Origin of the sequence: Vagococcus bubulae (genome assembly GCF_003950315.1) — a bacterium.
Classification (GTDB): domain Bacteria; phylum Bacillota; class Bacilli; order Lactobacillales; family Vagococcaceae; genus Vagococcus; species Vagococcus bubulae.
The window spans coordinates 1-14,949 of record NZ_NGJT01000012.1 but is presented as its reverse complement, the minus strand read 5'-3'; the positions used below and the strand labels follow the sequence as shown (position 1 = coordinate 14,949).

Below are 14,949 nucleotides of genomic sequence, written 5' to 3'. Positions count from 1 at the left end.
GAGTTTAACTTACTACTTTTGCAACTGGCTCTTGAATAGTTTTTTCATCTACTCTTTCAATTGTTGCACCAAGGCTTGCTAATTTTTCATGGAATTTGTAGTATCCACGGTCTAAATGTTCTAATCTAGTCACTCGAGTTTCATCTGTTGCCACAAGTCCTGCGATAATTAATGCCGCAGCAGCACGTAAATCTGTTGCACTAACTTGTGCTCCTTGAAGCGTTGGCACACCACTAATATATGCCACACTATTTGAAATACGATATTTTGCTCCCATACGTTGTAATTCATCTAAATGTTGGAATCTATTTTCAAAAACGGTTTCTGTTAACACACTATCCCCTGAAGCCAATACCATCAAGACACTCATTTGTGCTTGCATGTCTGTAGGGAATCCTGGATGTGGTAATGTTTTAATATCTGTTGGTTTTAAATACTCAGGTCCAATCACTCGAATCCCATTTTCTTCATTAATGATATCAACACCCATTTCTACTAACTTAGAAATCAAAGGACTGTTGTGTTCCGCCACTGCATCTTCAATAAAAATATTTCCTTGAGTTGCTGCAGCTGCTACCATAAAAGTTCCTGCTTCTATACGATCTTGGACGACACTATGTTCTGTTCCGTATAAATCAGTTACTCCTTCAATACGAATGGTTTCTGTCCCAGCACCAACGATTTTAGCACCCATTTTATTTAAATAAATTGCTAAATCGACAATTTCAGGTTCTCTTGCAACATTTTCAATGACGGTTGTTCCTTTTGCACGAACAGCAGCCATCATAATATTTTGAGTCGCACCGACACTTGGAAAATCTAAATAAATTCTTGCACCGACTAATTCATCAGCGACTGCCTCAATATACCCATTTTGTTGTGTAATTTTAGCTCCTAATGCTTGAAACCCTTTCAAATGTAAATCAATTGGTCGTGTTCCAATTGCGCAACCACCAGGCATGGCAACTTTCGCACGTCCTGTACGAGCTAAAAGTGGTCCCATCACAACAATAGAGGCTCTCATTTGACTCACGTATTCAAAAGGTGCTTCAGTTTCCAATTCTTTTGTTGCATCAATTTTAATCGTATTTTCTTCTTCAATAAACTCGATATCTGTATTTAAATATTTAATAACATTATTCATCGTAAATACATCAGAAAGTATTGGAGCATTAGTAATCGTTGTTTGTCCTTTATTAGCAAGTAATGCACCAGCTAAAATAGGCAATACAGCATTCTTTGCTCCTTCAATCTTAACGTTTCCTTCTAGGCGATTTCCACCGCGTACTGCTATATATTCCATTAATTTTTCCCTCCATAAATATAAGGAACTTATTACAAATCTAAATCAGTATATCATGATTTTATGGAAAAAGAAATTCATTAAGATTTTCCTAATAATTTTCTTAGAGAGTCATTCCTTCAAAAAAATTACGTACTAAAAAGATTACCTCTAAAAAGAAATTACTTACTTGAAAGCCTATCGCTACAGATAAAAAAACATAAGCCAAGCGAATTTGTTTGTCATATTGTATCCCTTTTTTAAATAACACATCTAATCGCAATGAATTTAACGTCCAAAAAGTTAAATAAATAAAAATAAAGTGACTTAAAATTCTAACTAACGCATCAATTCCAAATACTGACATATTTTCACCTCCACATTCATTATAAAAGAGAAGAAGGTAAAGAAACAAATGTTTCTTTACCTTCTTTTATTCGCCACATTAAGCCTATTTAACGCTCTGTAAAGCGCCACTTCAGCTCTAGCCATATCAATTGATTGATTTTGCTCGTTTTTAGCAGCTTCAATTTTTTGTTCTGCACGTTTCTTAGCTTGTTCAGCTCTTGAAATATCAATATTTTCTTCTGTTTCAGCACTGTTAGCAACAATTGAAACCACGTTGTCACGCACTTCAATGACACCACCATTTACTGCAATCCAGTCGTTAATATTTTCTTCTCGATCGATACGTACAGCATCAATTTTTAAAGGGGCAATCAACGGGCAATGTTTGGGCAAAATACCAAGCGATCCCGCTTGAGTATTTGCAACCAAAAATTTTGCCTCATGCTCATAAATCAATCCATCTGGCGTAACAATATTAACCATAAAGGTACTCATAATGATTTTCCCTCCTTGTTAGTAGCCCATTTTTTCTGCTTTTTCAACTGCTTCTTCAATGCGCCCAACACTTCTGAATGCTTCTTCAGGTAAGTGGTCATATTCGCCGTCTAAGATTGCTCTAAATCCTTTAATTGTTTCATTTAATGGCACGTAGCTACCAGGTTGACCTGTAAATTGTTCTGCTACGTGGAAGTTTTGTGATAAGAAGAATTGAACACGTCTAGCACGACCTACTACTACTTTTTCTTCATCACTTAACTCATCCATACCAAGAATCGCAATAATATCTTGCAATTCTTTGTAGCGTTGTAATAAACGTTGCACTTCTGTTGCCACTTTATAATGTTCTTCTCCAACAATATCTGGCTCTAAGGCACTTGAAGATGATGCCAACGGATCTACCGCTGGATAAATCCCTTGTTCTGTCAAACGACGTTCCAAGTTAGTTGTAGCATCCAAATGCGCAAAGGCTGTTGCTGGAGCCGGGTCAGTATAGTCATCGGCAGGAACGTAAATCGCTTGAATTGATGTGATTGATCCATCTTTTGTCGAAGTGATACGTTCTTGTAGTTGACCCATTTCAGTTGCTAACGTTGGTTGGTAACCAACGGCTGAAGGCATACGTCCTAAAAGGGCTGATACTTCAGAACCCGCTTGAGTAAAACGGAAAATGTTATCAATAAATAGTAACACATCTTGTTTTTCCTCATCACGGAAATATTCTGCCATAGTAAGTCCTGTTAAGGCTACACGCATTCTGGCACCAGGTGGCTCGTTCATTTGTCCGAACACCATCGCTGTTTTTTTGATAACGCCTGATTCCTTCATTTCAAAGTATAAGTCATTACCTTCACGCGTACGTTCACCTACTCCGGCAAACACTGATAATCCACCTAATTCTTGAGCAATATTATTGATTAACTCTTGAATTAAAACTGTTTTACCTACTCCGGCACCACCAAATAGTCCGATTTTACCACCTTTTAAATAAGGCGCTAATAAATCGATTACTTTAATCCCTGTTTCTAATATTTCAGAGTTTGTGCTTAATTCATCAAAAGCAGGTGCTTTTGCATGAATACTATCTCTTTCAATTTCGTCTCCAATAGGTTCACCTAAGTCAATAGTTTCACCTAATACGTTAAAGACTCTACCCAATGTTTCAGGACCAACTGGAACACTGATAGGACCTCCTGTATGAAGAACTTCCATTCCTCTTTGTAGTCCGTCTGTAGATTCCATTGCAATTGTTCGAACGATTCCATCACCAATTTCAAGAGTTGTTTCTAACACAACTTTCTCTTTGCTTCCAGCTTTATAAACGATTAAAGCATCATTTATATCAGGTAATGCTTGGTCTAATGGAAAAGCCACGTCAACAACGGGACCAATGACTTGGGCTATTTTTCCTACTTTCATCTCAACAATTCCTCCCCGTCATTATTCTAAGGCAGCTGCTCCACCAACAATTTCTGTGATTTCTTCTGTAATGGCTGCTTGACGTGCTCTATTATAAGAAATGGTCAAATCATCAATGATATTTGTCGCATTTTCTGTGGCACTCTTCATAGCAGTCATACGTGCAGCGTGCTCTGCAGTTTTAGAATCTAAAACTGCTCCATATATTAAACTTTCAGCGTAAAGGGGCAGTAACGTATTTAAAATAGCGTCTGCTGAAGGCTCAAGAGTATACTCTTGTTCGTACGTTTCAGCTTCTTTAGCATCTAAGTCAACGATTGGTAAGATTTTTTCTGCTCTAAATGATGATGACAGTGTATTAACATGATGGTTATAACATACGTATAGCTCATCAAACATTTCACTATTATACATCTGTAAAGCAGAGTTCACGATACGTCTTACTTCACTATAACTTGGGTAGTCACTTAATCCTCTTAATTCATAAGCTACTGGTAAATCACGATGCTTGAAGAAATCTGAACCTGTTCCTCCAATAGCCATTAACACCACATTCATGCCTTCTTCTTCGTCTTTTTTGATGATTTCTAACATGTTTTTTAAAATCGAACTGTTATAGCCACCTGCTAGACCTTTATCAGAAGTAACCACAATATAACCAATTGTTTTAACTGGTCGAGCGATAAGCATTTGTTGATACATTTCCATATCTTGCTCAAAACCAGAAAAATCAGAATTATCTATCGCAGTTAACTGTGAAGAAGCCAAATGAGTTGTCATACTTCTTACTTTAGAAGCATACTCTTGAAAGCGTCTTGATGATTGTTCAGATTTCGTCAATTTAGAAGCTGCTACCATTTGCATGGCACTTGTAATTTGACTGGTCTTTTTTGTTGAAGCTATTCTCTTCTTAATATCAATAAGTGAGCCGCCCATGTTCAATCACCACTTTCTAAGATTGTTTTACTTCATCTGCAACAGAGAATTCACTTGAACTAAAAATTCCTTTAAATTCGTCAATTGCTTTATCCATATCTTCTGGATTTGGTAATCCTTTTGTTGTACGGATAGTATCAAAGATTGCTGGATAGTTATTATCCACGTATTCAAATAATTCACGTTCAAAACGTAAAATATCCACTACAGGAATAGTATCCAAAAATCCATGAGTCAAGGCATAAAGAATTAAGACTTGTTTTTCAACAGCCAATGGTTCATGCACGTTTTGTTTTAATACTTCTACAGTTCGTTTACCACGGTTTAATTTAGATTGAGTTGCCTCGTCCAAATCAGAACCAAATTGAGTAAAGGCTTCTAACTCACGGTAACTTGCCAAATCAAGACGAAGTGTCCCAGCAACTTTTTTCATTGCTTTAATTTGAGCAGAACCCCCAACACGTGATACAGAAAGACCGGCATCAATCGCTGGACGAACACCTGAGTAGAACAAATCACTTTCTAAGAAAATTTGTCCATCAGTAATAGAAATAACGTTTGTTGGAATATAAGCAGAGATATCTCCCGCTTGTGTTTCAACAAATGGTAAGGCAGTCATAGAACCGCCACCTAATTCATCACTTAATTTCGCTGCTCTTTCAAGTAAACGAGAATGTAAGTAGAAGACATCCCCAGGGAACGCTTCACGACCTGGCGGACGACGTAATAGTAATGAAATTTCACGATAAGCTGCTGCTTGTTTTGATAAATCATCATATACAACTAATACGTGTTTTCCATTATACATAAACTCTTCACCCATACTTGCTCCAGCATAAGGTGCTAAATAAAGTAATGGGGCTGGTTGTGATGCACTAGCAGATACAACAATTGTGTAATCCATTGCACCATATTTTTTCAAAATTTCAACCTGATTACGTACAGTTGATTCTTTTTGACCAATTGCAACGTAAATACAAATCATATCTTGATCTTTTTGATTTAAAATTGTGTCGATAGCAATTGTGGTTTTACCAGTTTTACGGTCACCAATGATTAACTCACGTTGGCCACGTCCAATTGGTACTAATGCATCAATTGCTTTCCATCCTGTTTGTAGTGGTTCTGATACTGATTTACGAGCCATAACACCAGGGGCTGCTGCTTCAATCGGTCGTGATTTTGTTGTGGCAATTTCTCCCATTCCATCAATAGGTTGTCCTAATGGATTAACCACACGTCCAATTAATGCTTCACCAACAGGTACTTCCATAATACGTCGTGTACGTTTTACTTTGTCGCCTTCACGTATTTGTTCAAAATCTCCTAAAATGATAATACCGACACTATCATTTTCCAAGTTTTGAGCCATACCATAAACACCATTATCAAACTCCAATAACTCTCCCGACATGGCATTTTCTAATCCGTAAGCACGAGCAATACCGTCACCAACATAGGAAACTGTTCCAACTTCATCTACTGTTAACGATTCTTCGTATTTAGCAAGTTGTTGTTTAATATGCGAACTAATTTCTTCCGCTTTTATACTCATGTATCTCACCTCTCACCTTGTCGTTAAACCTAACATCAAGCCAATAATTTAGCATGAATATTATTTAATTCTGTTCTCACACTTTGATCAATGATTCGATGTTCTGATTCGACAATCATTCCACCCATTATGCTTGGGTCTAATTTTGGTCGTAAAACAACCTTATTTGCATGAAATTGTTTTGCCAAACGTTTTTCTAAATCATGTCTTTGTTCCAGTGATAATGCAACAGCTGTGGTTACATTCACTACAATGATACCAAATTGGTCATAGTATAGATGTTCATACTCATCAATAATATCAAGCATTTCATTCATACGACCATAATCATAGACAGTATGAATAAACTTAGCCATTGTATCACTAAAACTATTTTCTAAGTCTTTTACAATATTAACTTTTTCAAAAATTGATAAGCGGTCATCTGATAGGATATCCCCTAAATCTGGTACTTCATGATAAACTTCTCTAAGTTGTAACAACTCTTGATAGATTTCATTTACCATATTTAGTTGTGTTGCTTCGGTAAATAACGCTTTACCATAAGTTCTTGCGACACTAAATTTCTTATTCATTGTCATCAACTCCTAGCTTATCAATACTTGATTGAACCAACTCTTGATGAGCACTAGCTGACAATTCCTTTTTAAGTATTTTAGAGGCAATTTCAACAGACAAGTCTGCCACTTCTTTTTTCGCTTCTGCTAACAAACGTTCTCTTTCAAGACGTAAGTCTTCTTGCGCTTGTTTTTTCATTCTTGTTGCATGTTCTTGAGCTTCTACAATAATTGCATGAGCATTATTTTCAGCAACATCTTTTGCTTGAGCAATAATACTTTGTGCTTCTGTACGAGCTTCTTTTAATTCCACTTCTCTTTGTTTGGCTAAATTAGCAGCGTCTATTTTTGATTGTTCTGCACTATCAATATCGCCAGCTATTTTGTTTTCTCGTTCGTCTAACATCGTTGTTAGAGGTCCCCAGGCAAATTTCTTTAACGCTAATAACAATACAAGAAATGAAACAGAGACAAATAAAATGGTACTAAACGTTGTTTGTCCAGAACTTGCAATCACTAATTGATTAAACATGTGATTACTACACATCCTTCCCTGACTTTCATTTATTTACAACTTTTTAACCTTGCTTGTATATGTTATTTAAATAATAATAATAAGGCAATAACGACACCGATAATAGGAATCGCTTCAATTAAGGCAACCCCGATAAACATAGTACTTCTTAATTGACCTGATAATTCTGGTTGACGTGCCATTGATTCTAATGTTTTAGAGATAACTTTACCATTACCATAACCTGCTCCGATAGAAGCTCCTAAAACTGCGATAGCTGCTGCAATATATTGCATAACAATTCTCCTCCTAAAAATGTTTTTATACGTTTACTTATATTTCTTCTACTTCTACTTTATGTGAGATGTAAACCATCAATAAAGTAGCGAAAATAAATGCTTGGATTCCACCAATGAAAAGCGAGAAGGCTTGCCATATCACTTCAAGTGGCAGAGCCAAAATAAATTTCGTTGGACTACTTGCTCCTAACCCTGCAATTAACGATAGTAATACCTCGCCTGCAAAAATATTACCGTAAAGACGTAAACCAAGCGTTAACACGTTAGTAAATTCTTCTATTAACTTGATTGGTAATAAAAAGCCGACTGGTTTCATATAACTATTAACAAAATAACCTTTAACACCTTGTTTTTTGACCCCATAATAATTAGCCAAAATAATCGCAATAAATGCAAGTGTTAACGTTACTGTTGGATCAGCGGTTGGGCTCTTCCAGAATGCTACATCACTTGGGAATAAAGTCACTTTTGTAATTAGTCCTAAAGTATTTGATACTAGTACAAACATGAAAAAAGTAAATGCCAATAAATGATATTGTTTTACTTCGTTCTTCTCAACGTTGTCGCCAACGATACCACGAACAAAGTCAACAAGAGCTTCCATGACATTTTGTTTACCAGTAGGTTTAAGCTTTAAGTTTCGTGTACAAAAATACACCAATCCAAAGACAATCAAACAAGTTAATATAGTCATACTTACGACCGTTCCATCAAATGTTAAACCTCCAATGGTAAACAACCAGGATTTTTCTTCCACCACATTTCACCCCTTTTCTTCTCAATATTAAAACAAATTCAGAAGTTTTTTAGCTTCTGTAACAGTGTATGAAAAAATGTTTTTGCATACATACATTTTTCCACATAGGAATACCTCGATAGACTGTTACTATCGAAACTATAATACCACCAAATGATAAATAACACAAAGTAATTCGGTAGAATTCTCACAACTTTCATACAAAAAAATGGATGGATGAAAACTGGGTTAAAACATACTCAGAATAATAAATTTAAGCCTATTTTTAACCTAGTATTTTTTCAAAATACCACTTTTTCTATCACTACTTTTTATTCACCTCCATAAAAAAACATAAAGACACCTACCAAAATGATTATCTTTACACAAAGAACGAGTCTTTGGTCTTTTGACAATTCACTTTAGCAAGTGTCATTAGCCCAGATATTCCGAGCTTTTATAGGAAACACCATCCCTATCTACTATTCCATGCTAACATGCCTATCAAAAAAAGACAAACAACGACTAAAATGATCGTTGTTTATCTCTTAATGCACGATTGATTTCTCGGTTCATATCTTTTCGTTTTAAATCTTCTCGTTTATCGTATTGCTTCTTACCTTTTGCTAATCCTAGTAACACTTTAGCAAAACCATCTTTAATGTAGAGCTTCAATGGAATCAACGTCACACCAGGATTTTTCATTTCTGTTTCAATTTTGATGATTTGCTTTTTATGAAGCAATAATTTTCGTGTTCTTAGTGGGTCGTGATTAAAAATGTTTCCTTGTTCATAAGGACTGATATGCACATTCATCAAATAGGCTTCACCATTACGAACTCTTGCGAACCCATCTTTTAAGTTAACACGACGTTGTCTAATGGATTTTATTTCGGTTCCTTGAAGCACAATACCAGCCTCAAATGTTTCAAAGACTGAATAATCATGACGTGCCTTACGATTTTGAGCAATTAAATTTCCTTCACCTTTAGGCATAAGTCATCCCTCACTTTTTCTTTTTCTTCGGTTTTTTATTCACAGATTTATAAAAAGGTTTTTTACCATTCTTGCCTTTTTTACCCTTCTTAGAATCATCTGATTTACCAAATGATTTTTTTTGATCTTTGCGTCGACTTGATGAAGATGATTTTTTATTTTTTTTCGGTAACTCGATTTTTTCGGTCAATGGTTCGGCCGATAACAAGTCAAAATCAATTTCTCGTGTGTCGACATCTGCTTTAGTTAATTTTACACGAACTTTTTGACCAATTTTATATACTTTACCTGTTCGCTCACCAACAAATGCCATATGAGTTTCAATAAAGTGATAATAATCATCTTTCAACTGATTAACATGAACCAAACCTTCTATTGTATTAGGCAATTCTATGAACATACCAAATTTGGTAATGGATGTAATAATACCATCAAATTCTTCATCCACTTTGTCTTGCATAAATTCTGTTTTCTTCAGTTTATCGGTTTCACGCTCAGCTTCAACTGCTCGTCGTTCCATTTTAGAACTATGATCAGCAATATCTGGAATTAACTCGTCCCATTTTTGCTTGATTTTATCTGTTACTTTTTCTTTTTCATATGACTTGATTAATCGATGAACAATTAAATCAGGGTAACGTCTAATTGGTGAAGTAAAATGAGTATAATCATCTGCTGCTAATCCGTAATGTCCCACAGGATCTTCAGAATATTTCGCTTGTTGCATACTGCGAAGTAACATCATACTCACAACCGGTTCTTCTGGTCGTCCATTCACTTGGTCTAACACTCGTTGCAACTCTTTTGGTGATACCGCATCTTTTTTCCCTTTTACCATGATACCAAAATTTGTCATAAACTCTAAGAAACGCTGAACTTTTTCTTCTTTTGGATGCTCATGAATACGATAAATAAATGGTAATTGTTTATCCGTATAAGTTTTCGCGACTGTTTCATTTGCAGCAAGCATAAAGGACTCAATTAGTCTTTCGGCTGCTTTTCTTGTACGCAACTTGATATCCACTGGATGACCTTCTGCATCTACTACAATATAGGCTTCACGATCTTCAAATGAAATCGCTCCTCGATTAGCACGTTTCGTTTCTAAAATAGTATGCAAGTCATTCATTAAATGGAACATTGGAACTAGTGTTTCGTATTTTTGAGAAGTTACTTCATTTGTTCCTTCAATGATATCATTCACTTCATCATAGGTCATTCTAGCGGTTGAATGAATCACTGTTTCAAAAATATCATGCGAGACAACATCCCCATCACGATTTATCTCCATTTCACATGCCATGGCTAAGCGATCTACATTTGGATTAAGTGAACAAATACCATTTGATAATTTTCTAGGTAACATCGGAATGACGCGGTCAGTCAAATACACACTCGTTGCACGGTCACTTGCCTCAGCATCTAACGGGCTATTTTCTGTCACATAGTGTGACACGTCTGCAATATACACACCTAAAAAGTAATTGCCATTATCTAATTTTTCAACCCGAACGGCGTCATCTAAATCTTTTGCTTCCGCTCCATCAATTGTAACAACCACTTCTTTTCTTAAATCCACCCGATGCAGTAATTCACTTTCTAATACTTCATCTGGTAATTCTTCTGCTTGTTTTAATGTTGCTTCATCAAAATCAGTTGGGATACCTAATTGCAATACAATGGATAAAATATCCATTCCTGGATCATTCTTGTGGCCAATCACTTGTTTCACTAATCCTTCAAAACTATTAGTATAGCCTACTTCAGGATAATGCGTTACTTCAACTGAGACAACACTTCCATCCTCTGGTAATAGACCTTCTGATGCAATGAAGACTTTATAACGACTGAGTTTTTTGTCTTTTGGTGTTACGACACCATAAAGACCCGTTTCTTGTTGTTCACTTTCGGTAAATAACGTAAAAATCCCAACAATTTGACTCATGCCACGTTCGATTATTTTAACTACTTTTCCTTCTGGTGCTTGGTCTTCTAATGGATTACCAGGTTTTAAAATTTCTATCTCAACTTTATCCCCTTCTAGAGCATAAAACGTATCATCGCGACTGACAAACACATCCGATTCTTCACCTTCGACCGTTACGAAGCCAAACCCACGCTCATTTGAACGAAATACACCTTCTAAAACTGTATCTTTTGTCACTAATTTTATTTTTCCTTTTTGGTTAAACGTTACAAGTTGTTCTCTTTCCATCTGAGCGATAGCTTGAACTAATTCTTTAAAATCATTGCTTTTTTGTAAATCCAGCATTTCTGCTAATTGTTCAACTGAAAATGACTTTTTTTTACTAGAGGTCATTGTCTCTAAAATTGTTTCTTTTAATGTTTTTCTCATACTTCCTCCTATTCCCATGATAGTTTTTGAATAAATTGAACCACATCTTGTTCAAATTGAATCTTATCATGGCTCACTGTGATGACATGGGTACTATTTGGATACCAATGCACTTCAACAAACGCCTTTTTCAAATCTCTTGCTGCATCATAAACGCCTTCTGCACGCACCATTTCATCTTTGGCTGATTGTGCGAGAAAAATTGGTTTTTCTACATCAGATAATCCGTCATAAACGGTTTGGACTGTTCCAGTGATATCCTTTAGTTGAGTATCTAAAGGTTCTTTTATTGTATCAAGTTTTTTTGTTTTTTCGTCTAACGACAGATTTAATTTATCATAACGATATTCACAGTATTTTAAAAAATTCGGGTAAATATTGGTTGCATCCGTTGGGTCAAGCGGAGAGGAGAATGTCCCTCCACCAACAAATAAGTCAGGATAAGTTTCGAGTAACTTCATCGCAAACAATCCGCCCATTGATAAACCAAATACAGCAAACTGTGTATGTCCTTCCTCTTTCAAAAACTCAATAGCGCGTTTAGCATCTTGCCACCACACATCAGATGTTTGTTCTAAAATATCCATTGGTTCATTTGTTCCGTGACCAGTAAACATTGGGGCATAGACAGAATAGCCTGCTCGTTCAACTCTTCTAGCTAATGCTCTAACATCATTTGAACTGCCTGTATAAGCATGCAATAATAACACGGCTTTATTAGTTACTTTTGAATAAAATGGTTCTATCTTCATTTATTTAACTCCTTCCAAACACATCTGCTAAGTTATTATAACAATAAAAAAATCTCCTGTCATAACAGGAGATAGATTAACATTATTTTGATGACAAATACGCAAGCGCAATAGCCACTGCAACCCATGCAACACCTAAAACAGTTGTTGCACGTTTCATAAATGCTTCAAACCCACGAGCTTTTGTTTTTCCAAATAATTCAGTTGCACCACCTGAAAACGCACTAGCAGCACTATTTTGCTTACTTGGTTGCATCATCACAGCGATAATAATTAAAATGGATAACACTAACATTAGGGTTAATAGAAATTGATACATATTAACTCTCCTTATCTTGATCTCTAATCATCTGTTCAATTTTATCATACCTTTTTCAATAATACTAGTATGAAACAAACCGAAAACTATTTCATTTTTCCACCGACTGCGTAATTTCCTTTTGCCATATCAGAGATAACAATATGAACATTTTCAGTTTTGGCCCCAGTATTTTTAACAATGGCTTCTGTCACGTCTTTTACTAATGCTTCTTTTTGCTCTGGTGTTCTTCCTTCTAATAATTCAATATGGACAAGTGGCATATCAGACACTCCTTTTATTTTTTTACCTTATTATAACAAATTCCCTTATGATAAGTCTAAACTTTTAAAAACACAATATTGTTTCTATTTTCGACCTATTAACCTTATTTTTGACTAAAGTCATGGATAGTAAGCCAAACAAATAGATTTTAACATGAACTCTCACTATACTCATACATGCATTAAACATCAAAAGGAGAGACACCATGAAAAAAACATTACTTATTTTATCTGCATCTTTATTACTTATTTTAGGTGGTTGCACAAGTGAAAAGAACGCAACTGAATCAAACAAGAAACAATCAGACGAATTAGTTGTTGCCACATCTGGCACACTGTTTCCAAGTTCTTACTATAATGATAAAAACGAACTCACTGGTTATGATATAGAAGTAACAAAAGAAATTGGAAAACGGCTTAATAAAAAAGTAACCTTCAAAGAATTTAACGTTGACGGCATGCTATCAGCTGTTCAAACCAATAAAGCCGACGTCGCAGCAAATGATTTTTCAACCAATAAAAAACGCGAAGAAAAATTTAGCTTATCAGAACCTATTAAATACTCATTTGGTAGCATGGTTGTTAGAAAAGAAGATAACTCTGGTATCTCTTCTTTAGACGATGTAAAAGGAAAAAAAGCAGCTGGCGAAGCCTCTACTACTTACATGAAAGTTGCCGAGTCTTTAGGTGCTACCTTAGTGAATTACGACAACGCAACAAATGATCAATACATGACTGACTTAGTTAAAGGACGTACAGATGTTATCTTAAATGACTACTATTTACAAAAAATGGCTGTTGCTGCCCTACCTGATATGCCTGTCAAAATATTAGAAGATGTTTATTTTAACCCTTCATCTTCAGGACTTGTTATAAATAAAGACAATACAGAGTTAAAAAAAGACATTGATTCAGCTATCACAGATATGAAAAAAGATGGAACTTTAGCAAAAATTGCCACATCTTTTTATGGTGAAGATATTTCTAAAAAACCATCTGTCACCATTTCAAAAACAATTGAGGTTGACTAGACATGATAATTGATACAAAATTAATGGTTGAGTCTATCCCCTTTGTATTAAAAGGATTACCTTATACTTTATTAATCAGTATCGCATCATTTTTTCTAGGAAATATTTTAGCGAGTTTGATTTATTTATTACGATTACTCAATCATAAAATAATCAACCAATTTCTAATTATTTACTCGTCATTTTTTAGGGGGATCCCTGCTATCGTTTTACTTTTTGCCTTATATTTTGGTTTACCTATGCAACTAAATCCTATTGTAGCGAGTATTCTGTGTTTCGGTTTGACCAGTAGCGCTTTTTTATCTGAAATTTTTCGTAGTGCCATGAGTAGTGTCAACCAAGGGCAGTGGGAGGCTTCAAAAGCTCTAGGTATGTCAAAGTTGTTAATCATCCGAGAAATCATTATGCCTCAAGCCATCCGAATTGCCATTGGTCCTATGAGCAACGTCGCGATTGATTTAGTGAAAGGCTCTTCTCTAGCAGCAATGATTACGGTATCTGAAATTTTTCAGCAAGCAAAAATTATTGGTGGAAGAGAATTTAATTTCTTATCCATGTACTTTTTAGTCGCTTGTATTTACTGGGGACTCTGCATAGTCATTGAAAAAATTCAATATGCTTTAGAAAAAAGGTTCCCTATATTGTCTTAATCCTCTCAGATAGCGTAAAAAGCATGTCCTAAAAACTAGGGCATGCTTTTTATTATCTACCTTTCAACTTTAATCCTAATCCTAACATTGACAATAACATTCCTAAACTCATGATAAATAAATTGGATTTTTTATCAGATGTTTGTGGGAGACTTTTTTGTGTCTTCGTTTTTGTCTCAACTTGTTTTTCATCCATTACACGATGACTGACTGATGTTTTTATCTGATTATTTATAGAAGTGCCATGTTGTATTTGCTCATTTTGCCTTGATGTTTCCACTTCACTTGGTGTCTCCACTTCACTTGGTGTCTCCACTTCACTTGGTGTTTCCACTTCACTTGGTGTTTCCACTTCACTTGGTGTTTCCACTTCACTTGGTGTTTCCACTTCACTTGGTGTTTCCACTTCACTTGGTGTTTCCACTTCACTTGGTGTTT

18 protein-coding genes are annotated in these 14,949 nt (G+C 35.5%); 2 read left to right on the top strand and 16 right to left on the bottom strand.

What is annotated here, in order from left to right:
• Positions 1–4: 4 nt before the first annotated feature.
• The 15 genes from murA to CBF36_RS07370 all read right to left on the bottom strand — a co-directional run bounded on the left by murA (position 5) and on the right by CBF36_RS07370 (position 12,830).
• Positions 5–1,303: a UDP-N-acetylglucosamine 1-carboxyvinyltransferase gene (gene murA / locus CBF36_RS07440; RefSeq protein ID WP_125957826.1), complete on the bottom strand. Its 1,299-nt coding sequence runs from the start codon at positions 1,301–1,303 to the stop codon at positions 5–7.
• 103 nt (positions 1,304–1,406) lie between these two features.
• Complete coding sequence (locus tag CBF36_RS07435) at positions 1,407–1,649, bottom strand: DUF1146 family protein (RefSeq protein ID WP_125957825.1); 243 nt, start codon at positions 1,647–1,649, stop codon at positions 1,407–1,409.
• Positions 1,650–1,705: 56 nt separating this feature from the next.
• Positions 1,706–2,125, bottom strand: coding sequence for a F0F1 ATP synthase subunit epsilon (locus tag CBF36_RS07430; protein WP_125957824.1), 420 nt, complete (start codon positions 2,123–2,125; stop codon positions 1,706–1,708).
• Between the two features lie 18 nt (positions 2,126–2,143).
• Positions 2,144–3,547, bottom strand: coding sequence for a F0F1 ATP synthase subunit beta (gene atpD, locus CBF36_RS07425; RefSeq protein ID WP_125957823.1), 1,404 nt, complete (start codon positions 3,545–3,547; stop codon positions 2,144–2,146).
• 21 nt (positions 3,548–3,568) lie between these two features.
• A complete protein-coding gene (locus CBF36_RS07420) occupies positions 3,569–4,483 on the bottom strand; it encodes a F0F1 ATP synthase subunit gamma (protein WP_125957822.1) in 915 nt (304 codons plus the stop codon).
• A 16-nt stretch (positions 4,484–4,499) separates the two neighbouring features.
• Positions 4,500–6,038 (bottom strand): F0F1 ATP synthase subunit alpha, encoded by a 1,539-nt coding sequence (atpA, locus tag CBF36_RS07415; protein ID WP_125957821.1) that lies wholly within the window; start codon positions 6,036–6,038, stop codon positions 4,500–4,502.
• 35 nt (positions 6,039–6,073) lie between these two features.
• Positions 6,074–6,613: an ATP synthase F1 subunit delta gene (gene atpH, locus CBF36_RS07410; RefSeq protein WP_165865417.1), complete on the bottom strand. Its 540-nt coding sequence runs from the start codon at positions 6,611–6,613 to the stop codon at positions 6,074–6,076.
• Positions 6,606–7,127, bottom strand: coding sequence for a F0F1 ATP synthase subunit B (gene atpF / locus CBF36_RS07405; protein ID WP_165865416.1), 522 nt, complete (start codon positions 7,125–7,127; stop codon positions 6,606–6,608). Before atpF ends, atpH begins: the two co-directional genes overlap by 8 nt.
• Positions 7,128–7,192: 65 nt before the next feature.
• Positions 7,193–7,405, bottom strand: coding sequence for an ATP synthase F0 subunit C (gene atpE, locus CBF36_RS07400; RefSeq protein ID WP_071456694.1), 213 nt, complete (start codon positions 7,403–7,405; stop codon positions 7,193–7,195).
• Positions 7,406–7,442: 37 nt separating this feature from the next.
• The gene (gene atpB, locus CBF36_RS07395) at positions 7,443–8,165 is read right to left on the bottom strand and encodes a F0F1 ATP synthase subunit A (RefSeq protein WP_125957818.1); all 723 of its coding nucleotides are present in this window, start codon (positions 8,163–8,165) and stop codon (positions 7,443–7,445) included.
• A 504-nt stretch (positions 8,166–8,669) separates the two neighbouring features.
• A complete protein-coding gene (smpB, locus tag CBF36_RS07390) occupies positions 8,670–9,140 on the bottom strand; it encodes an SsrA-binding protein SmpB (protein WP_125957817.1) in 471 nt (156 codons plus the stop codon).
• A gap of 10 nt (positions 9,141–9,150) precedes the next feature.
• Complete coding sequence (gene rnr / locus CBF36_RS07385) at positions 9,151–11,496, bottom strand: ribonuclease R (protein ID WP_125957816.1); 2,346 nt, start codon at positions 11,494–11,496, stop codon at positions 9,151–9,153.
• An 8-nt stretch (positions 11,497–11,504) separates the two neighbouring features.
• Positions 11,505–12,248 (bottom strand): alpha/beta hydrolase, encoded by a 744-nt coding sequence (locus tag CBF36_RS07380; RefSeq protein ID WP_125957815.1) that lies wholly within the window; start codon positions 12,246–12,248, stop codon positions 11,505–11,507.
• 82 nt (positions 12,249–12,330) lie between these two features.
• On the bottom strand, positions 12,331–12,567 hold the full coding sequence (gene secG / locus CBF36_RS07375) for a preprotein translocase subunit SecG (protein ID WP_125957814.1): 237 nt from the start codon (positions 12,565–12,567) through the stop codon (positions 12,331–12,333).
• A gap of 86 nt (positions 12,568–12,653) precedes the next feature.
• Positions 12,654–12,830, bottom strand: coding sequence for a 2-hydroxymuconate tautomerase (locus CBF36_RS07370; RefSeq protein ID WP_125957813.1), 177 nt, complete (start codon positions 12,828–12,830; stop codon positions 12,654–12,656).
• Positions 12,831–13,036: 206 nt separating this feature from the next.
• On the opposite strand from CBF36_RS07370, the gene CBF36_RS07365 reads away from it, so the two are divergent.
• Positions 13,037–13,861 (top strand): transporter substrate-binding domain-containing protein, encoded by an 825-nt coding sequence (locus CBF36_RS07365; protein WP_125957812.1) that lies wholly within the window; start codon positions 13,037–13,039, stop codon positions 13,859–13,861.
• Positions 13,862–13,863: 2 nt separating this feature from the next.
• Positions 13,864–14,511, top strand: a complete 648-nt coding sequence (locus tag CBF36_RS07360) for an amino acid ABC transporter permease (RefSeq protein WP_125957811.1) — start codon at positions 13,864–13,866, stop codon at positions 14,509–14,511.
• A 52-nt stretch (positions 14,512–14,563) separates the two neighbouring features.
• On the opposite strand, the gene CBF36_RS07355 is transcribed toward CBF36_RS07360, so the two are convergent.
• The coding region (locus tag CBF36_RS07355) for an LPXTG cell wall anchor domain-containing protein (RefSeq protein ID WP_125957810.1) at positions 14,564–14,949 on the bottom strand (386 nt) is incomplete at its 5' end.